Here is a 17,318-nt window from a genome sequence, read left to right as displayed (position 1 = left end):
GTGCTAGGGCGCGCCGGTCGCAAAGATTTTCGCGCTGATTTTACCCGCGCAGTGCAGGCTCCGCTCAGCGCATCGTCGTCAAAAAGGGCCTGCTCTCGCCGTTCAGCGAGCTTTGCTTTTGCTGCCTACGATGTACATGTCGTCTTCGCAGAATGACAGAGCGACCTTGGCGGCGATAACGAGGTCGGGCTCGTCCTACGCGACGACGATCAAGGCAATCGTTTGGAGACGGCCATGCATTTCGACTACCAACAGTTCCACATCGACGCGTCACCTCTGGATGAAGGCGGCCGCTATTACGCTCGCGCAAAGATCTACCGGCGCGCGTCGGCGAGCGGCGATGCCGTCGAGGTAAAGTATTCGGGCGACCTCGGCGATTACCCGTCCGACGTGGATGCGATGGAGGCGGCGCAGCGTTGGGCGATTCAGTGGTGCAACGAGCACTCCGCTTAGGCTTCATTCGCCATCAAGCTCTACGCTGTTCTTGGGTTCCGCTCATCCCCGGCAAAATAAGCGGCGCATAATGCAAACATCCCTTTGTCAGGACGATGGAGGTGAATGTGACAACCTTTGCTATCGACGCCGTTCGCATCAACCCTGCGAACGACAGGTTCACCCACGTGCGTTGGGCTCCCGTCGATCCGTCGACGCGGGAATGGCTGTCCCCCCCTGCGGTTGTGGAGGTGGTCGAAGTCGTCGCCGCGATCCGCCGGGGAGATGTCGTTTGGTCCCTTTTTACACTCGGCGGCACACGGTATCTCGGGCCAAAAATCGTATCTGTCTCTCACACCGACGGACCCGCCGGGATCGACACGGATGTCCCCGGCGATCATGTCGAAAAATGCATCGACGATTTGCCGCACCTTTGACGGCATACCTTTGACGCCGTCGGGCAGCCGCTAGAATTGCGGTTTTAGCCCGGAATACGTCAATGTCTTTTGCCTCGCTTGGCCTGATCGATCCCCTGCTGCGTAACGTGCAGGGCCTCAATTACCAGACTCCTACGCCGGTGCAGGCCAAGGCGATTCCCGCTGTGCTCGGTGGCAAGGACGTGATGGCTGCGGCCCAGACCGGCACTGGCAAAACCGCGGGCTTTGCGTTGCCGCTGTTGCAACGGCTGGTGCAGCACGGCCCGGCAGTGTCCAGCAATCGCGCGCGTGTGCTGGTGCTGGTGCCCACGCGTGAACTGGCCGAACAGCTGCTGCAAAGCTTTATCGCTTACGGCAAAGGCCTCGACCTGCGATTTCTGGCCGCCTACGGCGGTGTGAGTATCAATCCGCAGATGATGAAATTGCGCAAAGGCGTGGATGTGCTCGTCGCCACGCCGGGCCGTCTGCTGGATCTCAATCGCCAGAACGCAGTGCAGTTCGATCAGGTACAAACGCTGGTGCTGGATGAAGCCGATCGCATGCTCGATCTGGGCTTTGCGCGCGAACTCAACGCCGTGTTTGCCGCCTTGCCCGCTCAGCGCCAGACTCTACTGTTCTCCGCCACGTTTACCGACGATATCCGCGCGATGGCGGCGACGATTCTGCACGGCCCGGTCAATATCAGCGTCAGCCCGCCCAATGCCACCGCCAGCAGGATCAAGCAGTGGGTGGTGCCGGTGGATAAAAAGAACAAGCCCGACCTCTTCATGCACCTCGTGGCTGAGAACCGTTGGCAGCACGCGCTGGTGTTCGTCAAAACCCGCAATGGCGTGGATTACCTGGCGGCCGTGCTGGATGAAGCCGGCTATGCGGTCGACACCATCCACGGCGACAAACCCCAACCCGCGCGCCTGCGTGCGCTGGAGCGCTTCAAGGCAGGCGAAGTACAAATGCTGGTAGCCACCGACGTGGCCGCTCGCGGGCTTGATATCGACGAGCTGCCGCTGGTGATCAACGTTGATCTGCCGATCGTGGCGCAAGACTACGTGCACCGTATTGGCCGGACTGGCCGCGCGGGCGCGAGCGGTGTAGCGGTGTCTCTCGTGTGTGCCGATGAAGCGCCGCAACTGGCAGCGATTGAAGCGCTGATCCGGCAAACGCTGCCCCGTAAAGAAGAGCCGGGTTTTGAAGCCGAACACCGCGTGCCGCAAACCAGCGCGACGGGCCAGATCATCAAGAAGCCCAAAAAGCCCAAGGCACCGAAGGTGCCGCAAGCCGCACCGGGCGCGATTCAGCCGCTCGGCAAAAAACCGCGCCCGCAAAATGGCGAAAACAAACGCAAGCCTGCGGCGCAGCGCGCCGCGGCCGTTGGCAAAGGCGCACGCTCGTCCAGCGGTAACTCCTTGAGCGCGCCAAAGCCACGCAGCAAACCCTTCGGCAAGCCCGCTGCGGGTTCACGTAAGCCGGCTGGCAAGCCCGCTGGTGGCCGAGGCAAACGCCAACCCTGATCCGTTGCCGGGGCGACTGCGCGCTAAACTGGGTGCGTGCTATCGAAAAGTTCGGTGGGTCGAGCGCAAGACGATGAAATTCACCCGAATGATGGTCGGCCTCGCCGTCACGTACCTGATCGTGTTAGCCGGAGTCGCCATCTTGCAGGATCGTTTTCTCTACTTCCCTCAGAAGGCCACGATCGAGGAGGTCACCTCCGGCGGACTGCGCGCCTGGCCGACACCTGAGGCGTACCGGGGCCTCGTCGCGGAGCCGGACGGTTCCGCGCGCGCCACGGTCATCGTCTTTCATGGCAATGCCGGGCATGCCGGCCACCGCTCGTTCTATGCCGCAGCGCTCACCCGGCTCGGGATTCGCGTGATTCTCGCCGAATATCCAGGCTACGGACCGCGCACCGGTGCGTTAGGCGAAGCCAGTCTGGTCGACGATGCGCAACAAACCATCGCGCTCGCATATCGCCTCTATGGAGCGCCGCTGCTGCTCATCGGCGAATCGCTCGGGGCCGGCGTGGCGGCTGCGGCCGGCTCGCGTGAACGCGACAGGATCGCAGGCATGATGCTGATCACGCCATGGGATCGGCTCGAGCACGTCGCCGCTCATCACTTTCCGTGGCTGCCCGTGAGGTGGCTGCTGCGCGACCGATACGACAGCGTGACCCACCTGGCGTCGTTCGACCGCCCGATTCTCGTAATGCTTGCCGAACGCGACAGCATCGTCCCTGCGCGCTTCGGCGAGGCGCTTTACAACTCGCTGTCCGCACCGAGAAAACTCACGGTGGTGAAGGCGGCTGACCATAACGACTGGATTGGCCATGTCGACCAAACCTGGTGGCGGGAGGCGATGGACTTCCTGCTCACGCCTTCGCATTGAGATATGAAGACGCCACCGGTCCCGTCCAGCTCGGCACGCATCTATGTTCTCGATGCGAAGAACCGGCCCGTCGAGGTGTTCGACCACGACGCGTGGTCGCGCTGGATGACGGAAAACGAACTGATCTTCCGCCGCACACTGCTGGACGACTACGGTGTGACGGTCACGACCCGCTTCCGTGGTGTGTCCAATCCGAAAACCGCGGAGGTTCTGCTGTTCGTAACTCGCGTCGCCGGAATGCAGACGCAAGACAACAAGAGCTACGGAGCACGTACGCTCGCTGAGGCGCTGGAGCAGCATGAGCGCATCGTGCAGAAAATCCTCCGGATGATGACGGGGCGGTGAACATCACTGCACGCGACGGTTCCGCGAAGTGGTGAGCCGAGGAGCTCGGGCGTAAATAGCGCGAGCGAACCGCGTGGAGTGTCGTGAGGCTCAGATGAAGCTCACGCCGCCATTGACGGGAATCGTCTGGCCGGTAACAAAGCCGTTGCCGACCACCATCAGCACGACCTGGGCGACCTCGTCGACTTCACCGAGGCGTCCAACGGGGAGCCGTTCCGCGACGTTCGCGGCCTTCAGCGGCGCGGCCATTTCTGTGTCGATCGGTCCCGGGGCCACGGCGTTCACGGTGATCCCTTCGCGGGCCAGCCGCGCCGCATAACCGCGTGTCAACCCTTCGAGGCCGGCTTTCGAGGCGTTGTAGTGCACCCCAACCAACCCAGCGCCACGGGCAGCGGCCGACGACAGGTTGACGATGCGGCCCCAGCGCTGTGCGCGCATTCCGGGCAGCACCGCCTGCGTGCACAGAAACGCCGATTTCAGATTGACCGCAAGCGTTCGATCGAATTCGGCTTCCGTGAGCCTATCGATATCGACAATCGTCCCGGTGCCCGCGTTGTTGACGAGAATACCGACGACGCCAAGGCGGTTTCCCACCTCATCGATCATTGCCTTGACGTCGGACGCAACCGATACGTCGGCTTGCACCGCAATCGCACGGCCTCCCGCACTTTCGATCTGCTCGACGATCCGAGCGGCCTCATTCCCGCGTTGCCGATAGTTGACCGCCACCGCTGCGCCAGCCGATGCAAGCGAGAGGGAAACGGCGCGGCCGATTCCTCGTGATCCGCCGGTCACGAGGGCGACACGATCGTTCAAAGCGGGCAAATGAGCGGGCATGGAAATCCTCCTGTCCTGTGGAACCATCAAAGGGGCTGTGCTCGCGCCCGCCGGGTGCCGCTGCGTCGCGTTTCAAGGTGCAACGTCACAGCGCGAACAGCCGCCCAAGATGAGGCTCGCTATCCCCCACGCCGGCGAGCCGCAACGCGTGCCACGCCATCGCGTAGTTGCTCGAGATCACCGGCTTGCCGATCGCCGCTTCCAGCTCCGGAATCAACGCAGCGATGCGCAAGCTCGTGCACGACACGAAAATCGCGTCCACGTCGCGATTGCGCGCAAGTCGCTCGACGCCAGTTCGCAACGACAGCGCATCGATCCGCGCCACTTCGTTGTCGTTCGCATGCTCGAACGACGCCATGCGCGTAATCCGGTGACCACGCGACTCGATATAGTCGCGCATGTATTCGTTGATCGAACGCACATAGGGTGTGAGCAAGGCCGTACGTTGGACGCCTAGCGCACGAAGCGCCGCCAGCGCCGCAGTGATCGGCGTGGTGCACGCGGCGTCCGCGCGCGCTTCGCGAATCCGCGCGAACACCTTGTCTTCCCCGATCACCATCGACGCGGACGTGCAGCCAAACGCCACCACGTCGATACGCTCGGCCGGACGGATCAACGCGACCGCCGGTGCGATACGGTCCTCCATTTCCGCTAGCCGTTCAGGCGTGATGTCCGCCGAGTTATATACACGGCTTTCGTAGAACGCCACGCCCTCCTGCGTCATCAAGCCCCGCCACTCATGCTCAATCGTATGATCGGTGGCGAGCACCACCAGCCCAATCGCGGCGCGGCGGCAGATGCCGTCGTCCAGCGTGAAATCGAGCTTCGTGTACACATCGTCATGCTGTGCAATCGCACTCATTTCGGAGTCTTCCTGTCTTGTCGCGTTCGGCTTCGCGAGTCGCTGCCGTCACTGCCTCTTAAAGGTAGAGGATCGAAGGCGCCTTTGTGTAACGGTTTATACGCAAATACCCTATACCGTCCCTTCGAACCCGGCTCCTATCATGAAAGCAGCGCTTTTGTGTCAGCGCTCCGGTGCAAGCCAGCCGTCACGCTGTTGACCTGGTGGGTATGAATCACTCGCAATCGCCCCATTTCCGTCCGCTTTCCGATGTCACCGGTATGCCCGTGTGGCGGATCGTCCGATCCCTCTCACAAAAAGGAGTCGCTAACATGTTTGCTCAGACGATTGGCTGGTCCCGTGCAGAGCGCGGCTCGCGGCGAACGACTGTCGCGGGCATGGCGGCCGCCGTGGCCTTGCTTGCGGGCTTGGTTCCGGGTTCGGCGCAGAGCCAGGGTGCCACCATCAAGATCGGTGTGCCGGTTCCGCTGTCGGGCAGCAGTGCCAATGCCGGCACGGATATCGTCAATGGTGCGAAGCTCGCCGCCGCCAAAATCAACGCGGCCGGCGGCGTGCTCGGCAAGCAGATCGAGCTGGTGCCCGAAGACGACGCCTGCGATGCGCAGACCGCGGTGCAGGCGGCGCAGAAACTCGTCGATGCTGGCGTTGTCGCGGTAGCGGGCGGCTATTGCTCGAGCGCGGCGTTGCCGGAATCGACGACCTTTCATCGCGCCGGGATTCCATATGTGCTGGATGCGTCGACCAATCCGCAGCTGACCGAGATGGGGTACGACAACGTGTTCCGCACGATCGGCCGTGACGACCAGCAGGGCCCGTTCGCGGCGAGCTTCATGAAGGACGTGCTGCACGCGAAGCACGTGGCGGTGATCGACGACAACACGACCTATTCCAAAGGCCTCGCCCAGAACACCGTGCAAGCGCTGAAGAAGGACGGCGTCGATGTGGTGTACGCCAATTCGATCACGCCCGGTCAGATGGACTACTCACCGACGCTCACGCGGGTCTCCTCACTCAAGCCTGACGTGATCTACTACACGGGCTATTTCTCCGAAGCCGGCCTGATCGTCAAGGAGGCGCGGCAACTGGGTCTGAAAATGACCTTCATGGGCGGCGACGCCACCAACGACCCGACCCTGATGAAGACGGCCGGTCCCGCCGCCGACGGCATGATAATCACGACCGCCCCACTCGCGCAGTTCCTGAGCGGCGCGCACGCCTACGTCGATGACTATACGAAGGCTTACGGGCAAGGGCCGGGACCGTACTCGGTCTATGAATACGATGCGGTCGGGGTCACGGCGAAAGCCATCGCGGACGCGAAGTCCACCCAGCCTGCCGCGATCACCGCTGCCCTGCACAAGATCCAGAACTACCCGGGCGCGACCGGAACGATTGCCTTCAATCCGAAGGGAGACCGCAGCAAAGCCGTGTACATCACCATCGTCGTGCACGACGACAAGTTCGAGCCCTACCAGAGGCAGGATGCGAACGGACATTGGGTGGCGATGAAGTAAGTGCGATTGCGCACCGCGCGCCGTCATGAGCGACTTCTTCCAGTTCGTGATCGAAGGGCTGACGACCGGCTCGTTCTACGCGCTCGTCGCCCTCGGCTACACGATGGTCTACGGAATCATCCGGCTGATCAACTTCGCTCATGGCGACCTGTTCATGGTCGGCGCGTTCATCGGCTGGACCGGCCTGATGGTGCTGGCGTCCGCGCATCTGCCGCTCGCCCTCGCACTGCTGATCGCTCTGGTGGCCGCCATGACGGTCACAGGCGCGCTCGGCCTGCTGATCGAGCGGCTCGCGTATCAGCCGTTGCTGCGCGCGCCGCGGCTGTCGATTCTGATCACCGCGCTGGGCGTCTCGCTGGCGTTGCAAAATAGCGTGCTGCTGATCTACGGCGCGGGCTTTCGCACCTATCCGCATGTGCTGAGCCAGGCGGGGTTCGAGCTCCACGGCGTGCAGATCACGTTCGCGCAGATCGGCATCATCGTCGCAAGCCTGGCGCTGATGCTCGCGCTGTATTTCTTCGTTCATCACACCTTCCTTGGGACCGCGATGCGCGCGCTGGCCATCGATCAGGACGCCGCGCGTCTGATGGGCATCGACGTCGAACGCCTGATCCAGCTCACCTTTCTGCTGGGGTCGGTGCTGGCCGCCGTGGCGGGCGTCATGGAAGGGCTTTACTACACGCAGATCAATTTCTTCATGGGTTTCGTGCTAGGCCTGCGCGCGTTCACCGCCGCCGTCCTCGGCGGTATCGGCAACATCCCGGGCGCGATGGCGGGCGGCATCCTGATCGGCCTGCTCGAAGCCTTCGGCGCGGGCTATGTCTCTTCCCAATGGACCGACGTGTTCGTGTTCGGCGTGCTGATCGCCGTGCTCGTGATCAAGCCGACCGGGCTGTTCGGCGAACGCGTCGTCGAGAGAATGTAGTTTATGAGCGCCCGTCAGGCTTCCGCGCGCTGGGCCAGGCCTGCCGGCGCTGCGCTTTTGGCCGCCGCCGTGGCGCTGCCCGCGGTCGCCAGCAACTATGTGGTCGATGTCGGCCTGACCATCGTCACCTATTCGATCCTGGGTCTTGGACTGAACATCGTGGTCGGTTACGCCGGATTGCTCGATCTGGGCTACGCGGCCTTCTTCGCAATCGGCGCGTACACGACGGCGTTGCTGGAAACCCTGCTGCACTTCTCGTTCTGGGAAACGCTGCCGTTCAGTCTGGCGTTCACCGCGGTATCGGGCATCGTGATCGGCTACCCCACCCTGCGCCTGCGCAGCGACTATCTGGCGATCGTCACGCTGGGGTTCGGCGAAATCACGCGTATCGTCGCCACCAATCTCGACATCACAGGTGGCCCGAACGGCATCTTCGGCATCGCGAGCCCGAGCCTGTTCGGCTTCGAGATCAGTTCGCCGCAAGCGCTCTACGAACTGGGCATGGCGTTCCTCGTGGTAGTGCTCGTGTTCGCGATCCGGCTCGGCCGTTCGCGGTTGGGGCGCGCCTGGACCAGCATCCGCGAGGACGAGGCGGCTGCCGAGGCCGTCGGCGTGCCGACGCTGCGCGTCAAGCTGCTCGCCTATGTGATGGGCGCGCTGATCGGCGGGCTGGGCGGCAGTCTGTTCGCCGCCCGCTTCGGCACCATCGATCCGACCGGCTTCACGTATCTGCAATCGGTCACCATCCTGATCGTCGTCGTGCTCGGCGGGCGCGGCAGCATTCCCGGCGTGATCCTCGGCGCCATCATCGTCGCCGGCTTGCCGGAGATACTGCGTTTTCTCAACCTCTGGCGCATTTTCGCTTTCGCGATCGGGCTCGTGATCCTGATGCTGCTAAGGCCGCAGGGCTTGTGGCCAGCGCCGTTGCGCCGCGTCGCGCCGGCGCGCAAGGGCGCTGACGCCGATCGGGCTCCGGCGCCCAGCCACGCGGTCACCGATGAGACCCTGCTGGAGGTACGCGACATGCAGCGCCGCTTCGGCGGCGTGCTGGCGGTCGGCGGTGTCAGCTTCGCGGTGAAGAGCGGCGAGATCGTGAGCCTGATCGGTCCGAACGGCGCCGGCAAGACGACCGTGTTCAACTGCCTGACCGGCGTGATCCGCCCGACCGGCGGTCAGATCGTCTGGTGCGGAGAACGGCTTGCCGGCGGCGCGCCTCATCGCGTCGTCCATCAAGGCATGGCGCGCACCTTCCAGGGCATCCGCCTGTTCGGCCACATGACGGCCTTCGAAAACGTGCTGACCGGCATGGATCATCGGCTTCGGACACCGCTCGCCGCCGAGCTTCTGGCGTTGCCGTCCGCGCGCGCCGAGGCGGCCGACCATTCCACCGAGGGCCTACGCTGGCTCGCCTTCGTCGGTCTTGCCGGCAGGTCGGGCGAGCGCGCCGCCGATCTGCCCTACGGCGACCAACGCAGGCTGGAGATCGCCCGTGCGCTCGCCAGCAGCCCGCGACTGCTGCTGCTCGACGAGCCGGCAGCGGGCATGAACCCGACAGAGAAACGCGCGCTGATGGAACTGATCCGGCGGATCCGGGATCATGGCGTGACGGTGCTGTTGATCGAGCACGACATGATGCTGGTGATGGGCGTGTCGGACCGGATCATCGTGATGGATCACGGCGTCATCATCGCCGAGGGCCCGCCCGCCGCGATCCAGGCGGACCCGCGCGTGATCGATGCCTATCTCGGCACAGCCGAAAAGGACGAGGCGAGCGACGATACCGCCGGGGAGAAATCGCTGTGGGACTCCTAGAAATCCGCGATCTGCGTGTCAGTTATGGGACTGTCGAAGTGCTGCACGGCATCTCGCTGGACGTCGCACAGGGCGAGGTCGTCGCGTTGCTAGGCAGCAACGGCGCGGGAAAAACGACCACACTGCGGGCGATTTCCGGATTGATCCGGCCGCGCGCGGGCAACATTGCGATGGACGGCCAGCGCCTGACGGGATTGCGCGCACACCAGATCGTGGCGCTGGGTTTGGGTCACGTGCCGGAGGGACGGCGCATTTTCGGGGCGCTGACGGTGGAGGAAAACCTGCATCTGGGCGGCTATCTGATCCGGCGCGGCAGTACCGCATTGCAACAGCGAAGGGATCAGCTGTATGCGACTTTCCCCCGGCTCGGCGAGCGCCGCAGCCAACTGGCAGGCACGCTCAGCGGCGGCGAACAGCAGATGCTGGCGATTGCCCGAGCCCTGATGCTGCGCCCGCGTATCGTCGTGCTGGACGAACCATCGATGGGACTCGCGCCGAAGCTGGTCCGCGCGATCTTCGGCATGGTCGCCGACATTTGCCGCGAAGGCACTTCGATACTGCTGGTCGAGCAGAACGCCCGCCAGGCGCTGCGAATCGCGCATCGGGCTTACGTGCTGGAAAGTGGGCGCATTGCGCTCGCGGGGTCCGCCCGCGAGCTGGCTCAGGACAGCCGGGTCCGCGCTGCCTATCTGGGAGGCAGTGCCATGTCGGCAGAGTGACCCGCCGACCGAGCCGCGCGAGGAGGTCCTAATACAGGCTCAGGCCTGAGTTCGAGGGAGAATCCATGATGCAGAATTACCCTGCTGCCTATCAGTCCACCAAAGGCTCGGCGCTCGACGTCGACAAGACGTTCTATCAGCGCATCGCCTCACAGCACGACACCCGCACGCTGGTCGAATCGATCGTCGTGCCGATCCGCTCGGGCCGAGCGTGGACCGTGCCGGCCGGCCACGTGTTTCGCATCGTCACGATCGAAGGCCCGCAGGTTGCCGACCTGAACATGTGGAACCGGCACAACCCGCGCGAGCGCATGTGGGCATCGCGCACGCGCCAGTTGCAGCAGGCGCACGTGAGCACGTTCGACCGTCTGTGGTCGACGCTGCCATTCCTGCGTCCGATGGTGACCATCACCGATGACAGTCTCGCCGGCTACGGCGTCGACGAGCACGGCGGCCGCGTCCACGATCTGCTCGGCACGCGCTGCGATCCCTACGTGAACCGCATGCTGACCGGCGAGGATTTTCATTTCCACTGCCACTCGAACCTGACGCGCGCCATCGCCCCGTATGGCTTGACCGAATACGACGTCCACGACGTGCTCAACGTATTCCAGTGCACCGGCCTGAATCTCGACGACAAATACTTCATGAAGGCGTGTCCGGCAAAGAAAGGCGACTACCTCGAATTCTTCGCGGAGATCGACTTGCTGTGCGCACTGTCGACCTGTCCGGGCGGCGATCTGTCGGTGCCGATGTGGGGACCCGACGCGCGCGATCCGCTGGAAGTGTGCCGGCCGCTCGGCATCGAGGTCTGGCAACTCGCGCCGCAAATGCTGGACGGCTGGACCCCGCCGGCTGTGGCTGCCTACAAGGGACAGCACGGCATGGTGCTGAATCAGCCGCAATGGAAGTGAGAGCGCCGCAGCCCCCGTTGTATCTCAGGACATTATGAAAATTATCGTGCTCGGTGGCGGGGTGGTCGGTGTGACGACCGCGTACCAGTTGCAGAAAGACGGCCATGAGGTCGTGATCGTCGAGCGGCAGCCTTTAGTCGCCGCGGAAACCAGTTGGGGTAACGCGGGCATGATCGCGCCCGGGCATTCCTTCGTCTGGTCCTCGCCGAAAGCGCCAATGATTCTGCTCAAATCGCTAGTGCTGAAAGATCAGGCGTTGCGCTTCAAGTTCTCGGCGGACCCGAGGCTTTACAGCTGGTCGTGGCGTTTCCTGATGGAATGCACATCCGAGAAGGCACGCCGCAATACCCTGCTCAAGCATCGGCTTGCCGCGTATTCGCAGCGAGTACTACAGGATGTAATCGCCGAGGAGGCCATCGAATACGATCGAAACGAGCGCGGAATTCTGTATCTCCATCGGACTCAGGAGGCGCAGGACCGCGGAATCGAACACATGAAGCTGCTGGAATCCGATGGGCAGGTCATCAGGGTCCTCAGCCCCGATGAGGTGGTCGCGCTCGACCCGTCGCTGGCTTCGGCAAAAGACCGGATAGCGGGCGCCATTCACTGCCCAACCGATGAGACCGGAGACCCTGCGAAATTCACCCGCGCGCTTGCGGAAAAGATCGTCGCGCGTGGCGGCACGCTTCTGAGCGAGACGACTATCGACGGCTTTGAAACCGCCGGGCAGGACATGGTCGGCACGAGAACGAGCCGAGGCCTTGTCAAAGGCGACGCGTATGTGCTCGCCCTCGGCCCCTATAGTCCGGTTCTCGCCCGACAGATCGGCATCGATCTTCCGATTTATCCGATCAAGGGATACTCGCTGACGATTCCCATCGACGGCCGGCCCATGCCGCCCGCCGTTGCAGCGGTCGACGAGCACAACCTGGTCGCAATCTCGCGCTTCGGCGACCGGATCCGGGTCACCGCGACGGCCGAGTTTGCCGGCTACGACACGAGCCACAAGCCTTCTGATTTTGCGTTCATGAAGAGCGTGACGCAGGAACTCTACCCGGCCGGCGCGAACTACGATCGCGCCGAAATGTGGGCCGGTCTCAGGCCGATGACGCCAACCAACCTGCCGTTTTTTGGCCGCAAGAGGTATCGCAATCTTTATCTAAATACCGGCCACGGTCACATCGGCTGGACGATGTCACACGGATCGGCTCGAATCACGGCCGACCTGATCGCGGGACGAATCCCCGCGATTCCGATGGTTGGGCTGCTTTGCGACTGACGGCGGCACCACCCGGGCCCCGCCTCAGGCCCGGCCGCTGCCCAGCCCTCGCATCCGCCGTGCGAAATGCGCGCGCTCCGCATCGCCCATCAGCGCGAGAAACTGATCCGCTTCCATATGAATCAGTTCTTCGTGATCGCCCGCCTCGAAGTAGACGTCCGGCTGACCTGCCAGGCTCGATTCCAGGTAGGTTTTCATGCCATACGCCATACAAATCGGCGGCACCGCTCCGGCATCGCAGTCCTTGAACAATTCGCGCAGTTCGACTTCCGTGGCGAGAGCAAGCCGGCGCCCGGTCTTGCTCCAGAACTCGGAGAGCTGCACGGCGTAAGTCGATGGCAGCACGGCGGCCACATAGCCGTGTTCGTCTTCGAGCAGCACGGTCTTGGCAAGGCGGTCACCCGGAATGTGCGCCGCGGCAGCCGTTTCGACACTCGAGTGGCTGTACGGATGACGCACGACTTCGTAGCGGGAACCCTTGCTGCGCAGGCACTCCTGCAAGGTTGGCGACATCGCCATGGCACACCTCCTGTCGAATATCTGAAAAGGAATGAACACTTGCGATCTTTTCAGAATAGTTCACGCACCGGCAATCCGCACGCCGGCTGAATGCGCGGAAATGAGCGGCGGATCAGTACGACGCAAGTGCAGCGTGCATCGGTGAGCGGCGCCGCAACTTCGCGTGACAAGCGGCGCAAAGGCCTAGAATGAAAGCACGGTTTGTACCTTATAAGGGGCCGTCTATGTCTCGATCGATCACGGTTTTTTCGGTGAGACTCAGCCCAAAGGAGGCGCCCAATGTCAGTGATCGCACCCGACGAAAGGGCTGATTTTCTCGCCGTCCTGCGTCGGCACCATCTCGCCGAATCCGACTTTGTGCTTCAGGAGACCGGAGCGACCGATATCGTCGACGAGGTCTACCCGCTGAGGGGCAGTGTCACCGTCGTTCGCACGTCGTCACTGCGGGAACGGGAGTACCAGACCGGACACGGCACGGCGTGGACAGTCGAGTTCGAGAAAGACGTGATCCGGGGCGTATTCGGCTGAGCGCCGACAGGCGACGGTTTCCCCCACTGCTCTGACTCTGTGGCGGCGCTGTCGCTTGCCTCGGATCTATGGCGCCCGCGTTGAATCGATGAGCTCGTCGGCCTCGCGTTCCAATGCGTCGCCTTCCGCCGAACGTTGCGTGTGGCTGAGCAGGGTGCCCAAATTTCGCAACGTGCGTGCTTCATCCTGCCGCCAGGTCAACGGATCGTCGTGGGCGAGTTTGCGGTACACATCCAGCGCCCGGCGCCATGCGTCTTCCGCTTCGCGCGGCCTGCCCGTGCGGCTGTAGAGCACGCCCAGATTGTTCAGTATCCGTGCCTCGTCAGGCTGGTACGCGACCGGCGTATCGCGCGACAGCGCGTGGACGATCCGCAGCGCGTCCTGGTAGGTCTGCAGCGCCTTGGCCGGCTGCCGTTCGAGGCGGTACAGCACGCCCAGATTGCCCAGCGTATGCGCGAGATCTGGCTCGTAAATCGCGGGATTTTCCCGGGCGAGCTGTTGACGGATCTTCAGAGCTTGCCGGTAAGCGTGCTCCGCTTCCGACAGCCGCCCGCTTGCGCTATAGAAGTTCCCGAGGTTATTCAGCGTGCGCGCAAGCGCCGGACGCCAGGCGGCGGGATTGTCATGTTCGAGTGCGCGCTGGATGCTGAGCGCTTCGAGGTAGGCGAGTTCCGCGTCATGGGTGCGCTGGATCGCACTGTAGAGGATACCGAGGTCGTTGAGCGTCATCGCGACCGCGGGCCGGTACTTTGCCGGGTCCTGGCGGGCCAGCGCACGGTCGAGGGCCAGAGCTTCGCGCCACGCGTCGGCCGCATCCTGCAGACGCTGCGTGTCGCGGTACAACGTTGCGAGGCTATCGAAGGTGTTAGTCACTGCGGGACCGTAGGCCGAAGGGTCCACGCGCGCGAGCGCCCAGTAGACTTCGAGCGCGTGCAGCCATGCGGCTTCGGCTTCCTTCTGCTGCCGCAGCATCACATACAGACTGCCGAGCTTGCTGAGCGTGCGCGCGACGGACGGCTGCCACGCGGTAGGCCTCTGTTGCGCAAGCGTCCGATACTGAACCAGCAGCGCCCGATACACCGGCTCGGCACGCTCGGGCTCGTGCTGCGCGAGCAGCGTGTCGGCGAATGCCGCGGCGATGTTCGTATCGTCGGGTTGCAGCGTATGGGCATGCTCCAGGTACGGCAGCGCGTTCCATGGCATGAAGCGAAGCAGTTCGATGTTCGCCGCTTCGTAGTTGCGCGCGGCGCTTAGCTGTACGTTACCGGCTGCATCTGCCAGGAGCCGCGTGAGCAACGCAGATGCGTGATCCAGATCGAGGCGCCTCACGGCGGCGGCGGCCTGCAATTCGGTGGGGGCCGTGCTGTGCGTAATCGATAACCTGCGCAGCAGCTCTTCATAACGTGCGTTCCATTCCGAAGCCTCGGCTGCGAGGTCGATGTCGGAGCGCGTCCTGATCTGCGATGCGAGGCTTTCGAGGATCGGTTCGAAGTTGGCGAGCGCGGCTTCGTTGGTGGCTTCGTCGTGATCTGTCTGCGAGAAGATCGCGTGCAGCATCGTGTTGGCCGCGCTCGCCAGCGCGGCACGTTGCTCGGCGGAAAGCCCGTCGTGCTTCACCGCGCGGTTCAGGCGTTCGGTGACGCGTGAGAGCGCGGGCGCGGAGACAGCGCAGCGGGTCCGCACTGCGAGTCCATCCTTGACGGCGACCTCGGAGAACGACGGCACACACGCACCGGACGCCCCCGCAGCGGCGCATGCGGTGGACAGCGCGGCCATCGCGATGCCGGACAAAATCTTGCCCGTACTCATTTGCGGTCAGGCCTACAGAATTACCGCTACAGCGTTGCGCGGCGCATCGCATTCGCCCGGAATGCCGAAATGCCGTCGCGTGTATTCATTCTATCGAATACAGTTAGCCTACATTCGCCAACTTGATAACGTCCATCGTGAAACTCGAACGTGGCCACACCTTCTCGTTTAGCCCCGACGGCGAACACTTCCTGCTCGACGGCCTGCCGTTCCAGATTCGCAGCGGCGAGATGCATCCAGCCCGTATCCCACGCGAATACTGGCGACACCGGATCCGCATGGCAAGGGCGATGGGGATGAACTGCATCGCGTTGTACATCATGTGGAATTACCACGAGACGCACAGCGGCGTGTTCGACTTCCATAGCGGTAACCGCGATATCGAGGCCTTCATCCGCCTATGCCAATCCGAGCAGATGTGGGTGCTGTTGCGTCCCGGGCCTTACGTTTGCGCAGAGTGGGACCTGGGCGGCCTCCCTTCGTGGCTGTTGCGCGATCCGGACATCCAGTTGCGGACCGACTCGGCCACCGATCCTCGCTACATGGCGGCGGTGGCTCGCTATATCGACGAACTGGTTCCGCGCATCAAACCATTGATGTGCGAGCACGGCGGTCCGATCCTGATGATCCAGATCGAAAACGAATTCGGTTCGTATGCGAGTAACCCGGCTTACCTCGAAGAGCTCAGGCAGCTTTGGCTCAAAGGAGGCATAACCGGGCCGTTCTACACCGAAGACGGTCTCGCGCAACTGGAACGCAATCACACCACGGTGACCGGCGGCGCGATCGCGCTGAGCAACGGCAATGCAGCGCAAATCGCAACGTTGCGCCGCAAGTTCCCCTTGGTGCCCGCGATGGCCGGCGAGGTGTATCCGGGGTGGCTTACCCATTGGGGCGAAGCGGGCTTCGCGGGCGTGGACTACGACCTCTCCAGCATCCTGGCCACGTTCATGCAGGCGCGACTGTCGTTCAACCTGTATGTGATTCACGGCGGCACGAGCTTCGGCTTTTTTGCCGGCGCTAACGTGGACGATGCAGGCAACTATCAGCCCGACATCACGAGCTACGACTACTGCGCGCCGATCAACGAGCAAGGCATGGCGACGCCGAAGTACTTCAAGTATCGAGACCTGATCTCCAGCTATCTGCCGGAACCGTTGCCAGCCATACCCGACGCCATCGCCACGCTTGACTGCGCAAGCGTTGGGGTCTTGATGCCGACGCTCTATGCGTCGATCTGGGATAACCTGCCCGCGGCACTGCCGCGCGAGCAAGGCCTCGATCCGCAGTCGTTTGAACATTACGGTCAGGCGTTTGGCTTCGTGCTGTATCGCAAGCTTTTGCCGAAGCACGCGAGCGGCGTGCTTGATATCAGCGGCGTCCACGACTATGCAACCGTTTTCGTTGGAGAACAGTACGCGGGCGGCGTATCGAGAGCGCAACTGCCGCGCAGGTACGCGCGGTCGCTTCACATGATGCACCGCGCGCCGCTTGCGCTGCCTTCGGTGCGGCAAAATCAAGAGGCGATCCCGGACGGTCCCGTACCGCTGGAGATACTCGTCGAGGCCATGGGGCGCGTCAACTTCGGACCCGCGCTCGTCGACCGCAAAGGTCTGCTCGAACCGGTCACGATGCAACACGTAGACGGCTCAGTCTCGTTGATCGAGGAATGGGACGTCCACCTGTTGCCGATGGATGACACGTTCATCGCTAACCTCAACGAAGCGTGCACGAACCCGAGCAAATCCGGTCTCTTTTTCAAGGCGAATGTGCTGCTGACTGAAGTCGGCGACACATGGCTCGACATGAGCAATTGGACCAAGGGTCTCGTCTGGGTCAATGGTCACAACCTGGGACGCTACTGGAACATCGGCCCGCAAAGGCGCTTGTATTGCCCGGCGCCGTGGCTCGTGCAAGGTAACAACGAGGTGCTGGTCTTCGACCTCCATCAGATCGACGCGAAGCCGATTCCACTCGCCGATCGCTTGTACTAGCGCGCACGCCCTT

At 63.1% G+C, this 17,318-nt stretch carries 17 protein-coding genes; 13 read left to right on the top strand and 4 right to left on the bottom strand.

The genetic code is table 11. From position 1 onward, the window contains the following. Positions 1–234: 234 nt before the first annotated feature. The 5 genes from AB3X89_RS00765 to AB3X89_RS00745 all read left to right on the top strand — a co-directional run bounded on the left by AB3X89_RS00765 (position 235) and on the right by AB3X89_RS00745 (position 3,593). Complete coding sequence (locus AB3X89_RS00765) at positions 235–453, top strand: hypothetical protein (RefSeq protein ID WP_368581350.1); 219 nt, start codon at positions 235–237, stop codon at positions 451–453. A 107-nt stretch (positions 454–560) separates the two neighbouring features. Further along, complete coding sequence (locus AB3X89_RS00760) at positions 561–869, top strand: hypothetical protein (RefSeq protein WP_368581349.1); 309 nt, start codon at positions 561–563, stop codon at positions 867–869. Between the two features lie 62 nt (positions 870–931). Further along, complete coding sequence (locus tag AB3X89_RS00755) at positions 932–2,377, top strand: DEAD/DEAH box helicase (RefSeq protein WP_368581348.1); 1,446 nt, start codon at positions 932–934, stop codon at positions 2,375–2,377. A 73-nt stretch (positions 2,378–2,450) separates the two neighbouring features. Further along, positions 2,451–3,248 carry an alpha/beta hydrolase gene (locus AB3X89_RS00750; RefSeq protein WP_368581347.1) on the top strand — a complete coding sequence of 266 codons (798 nt, stop codon included), beginning with the start codon at positions 2,451–2,453 and terminating at the stop codon, positions 3,246–3,248. Positions 3,249–3,251: 3 nt separating this feature from the next. Further along, positions 3,252–3,593, top strand: a complete 342-nt coding sequence (locus AB3X89_RS00745; RefSeq protein ID WP_368581346.1) for a hypothetical protein — start codon at positions 3,252–3,254, stop codon at positions 3,591–3,593. A gap of 90 nt (positions 3,594–3,683) precedes the next feature. Here AB3X89_RS00745 and AB3X89_RS00740 read toward each other — a convergent pair whose 3' ends face one another. After that, positions 3,684–4,430: an SDR family NAD(P)-dependent oxidoreductase gene (locus AB3X89_RS00740; RefSeq protein WP_368581345.1), complete on the bottom strand. Its 747-nt coding sequence runs from the start codon at positions 4,428–4,430 to the stop codon at positions 3,684–3,686. A gap of 85 nt (positions 4,431–4,515) precedes the next feature. Beyond that, positions 4,516–5,292 carry an aspartate/glutamate racemase family protein gene (locus AB3X89_RS00735; protein WP_368581344.1) on the bottom strand — a complete coding sequence of 259 codons (777 nt, stop codon included), beginning with the start codon at positions 5,290–5,292 and terminating at the stop codon, positions 4,516–4,518. Positions 5,293–5,603: 311 nt separating this feature from the next. Here AB3X89_RS00735 and AB3X89_RS00730 point away from each other — a divergent pair, with 311 nt between their 5' ends. From AB3X89_RS00730 to AB3X89_RS00705, 6 genes are all read left to right on the top strand, one after another. After that, the gene (locus tag AB3X89_RS00730; RefSeq protein ID WP_368581343.1) at positions 5,604–6,806 is read left to right on the top strand and encodes a branched-chain amino acid ABC transporter substrate-binding protein; all 1,203 of its coding nucleotides are present in this window, start codon (positions 5,604–5,606) and stop codon (positions 6,804–6,806) included. Positions 6,807–6,831: 25 nt separating this feature from the next. Further along, positions 6,832–7,731 (top strand): branched-chain amino acid ABC transporter permease, encoded by a 900-nt coding sequence (locus AB3X89_RS00725; RefSeq protein WP_368581342.1) that lies wholly within the window; start codon positions 6,832–6,834, stop codon positions 7,729–7,731. Between the two features lie 3 nt (positions 7,732–7,734). After that, a complete protein-coding gene (locus AB3X89_RS00720; RefSeq protein WP_368581341.1) occupies positions 7,735–9,543 on the top strand; it encodes an ATP-binding cassette domain-containing protein in 1,809 nt (602 codons plus the stop codon). After that, the gene (locus AB3X89_RS00715) at positions 9,531–10,262 is read left to right on the top strand and encodes an ABC transporter ATP-binding protein (RefSeq protein ID WP_368581340.1); all 732 of its coding nucleotides are present in this window, start codon (positions 9,531–9,533) and stop codon (positions 10,260–10,262) included. The genes AB3X89_RS00720 and AB3X89_RS00715 overlap by 13 nt, the downstream gene beginning before the upstream one ends. Before the next feature lie 68 nt (positions 10,263–10,330). Beyond that, positions 10,331–11,176, top strand: coding sequence for an urea carboxylase-associated family protein (locus AB3X89_RS00710; protein ID WP_368581676.1), 846 nt, complete (start codon positions 10,331–10,333; stop codon positions 11,174–11,176). A gap of 34 nt (positions 11,177–11,210) precedes the next feature. Then, complete coding sequence (locus AB3X89_RS00705) at positions 11,211–12,455, top strand: D-amino acid dehydrogenase (RefSeq protein ID WP_368581339.1); 1,245 nt, start codon at positions 11,211–11,213, stop codon at positions 12,453–12,455. A 24-nt stretch (positions 12,456–12,479) separates the two neighbouring features. Here AB3X89_RS00705 and AB3X89_RS00700 read toward each other — a convergent pair whose 3' ends face one another. Beyond that, the gene (locus AB3X89_RS00700) at positions 12,480–12,974 is read right to left on the bottom strand and encodes an aminoacyl-tRNA deacylase (protein WP_368581338.1); all 495 of its coding nucleotides are present in this window, start codon (positions 12,972–12,974) and stop codon (positions 12,480–12,482) included. Between the two features lie 279 nt (positions 12,975–13,253). On the opposite strand from AB3X89_RS00700, the gene AB3X89_RS00695 reads away from it, so the two are divergent. Next, a complete protein-coding gene (locus AB3X89_RS00695) occupies positions 13,254–13,502 on the top strand; it encodes a hypothetical protein (protein WP_018436237.1) in 249 nt (82 codons plus the stop codon). A 66-nt stretch (positions 13,503–13,568) separates the two neighbouring features. Here AB3X89_RS00695 and AB3X89_RS00690 read toward each other — a convergent pair whose 3' ends face one another. Continuing rightward, positions 13,569–15,311: a tetratricopeptide repeat protein gene (locus tag AB3X89_RS00690; RefSeq protein ID WP_368581337.1), complete on the bottom strand. Its 1,743-nt coding sequence runs from the start codon at positions 15,309–15,311 to the stop codon at positions 13,569–13,571. Positions 15,312–15,433: 122 nt separating this feature from the next. On the opposite strand from AB3X89_RS00690, the gene AB3X89_RS00685 reads away from it, so the two are divergent. Further along, positions 15,434–17,305 (top strand): beta-galactosidase, encoded by a 1,872-nt coding sequence (locus AB3X89_RS00685; RefSeq protein ID WP_368581336.1) that lies wholly within the window; start codon positions 15,434–15,436, stop codon positions 17,303–17,305. Positions 17,306–17,318 lie beyond the last annotated feature (13 nt).

Origin of the sequence: Paraburkholderia sp. BR14320, from assembly GCF_040948665.1 — a bacterium.
Lineage (GTDB): Bacteria > Pseudomonadota > Gammaproteobacteria > Burkholderiales > Burkholderiaceae > Paraburkholderia > Paraburkholderia youngii.
This window is presented reverse-complemented; position numbering and strand designations above follow the sequence as displayed.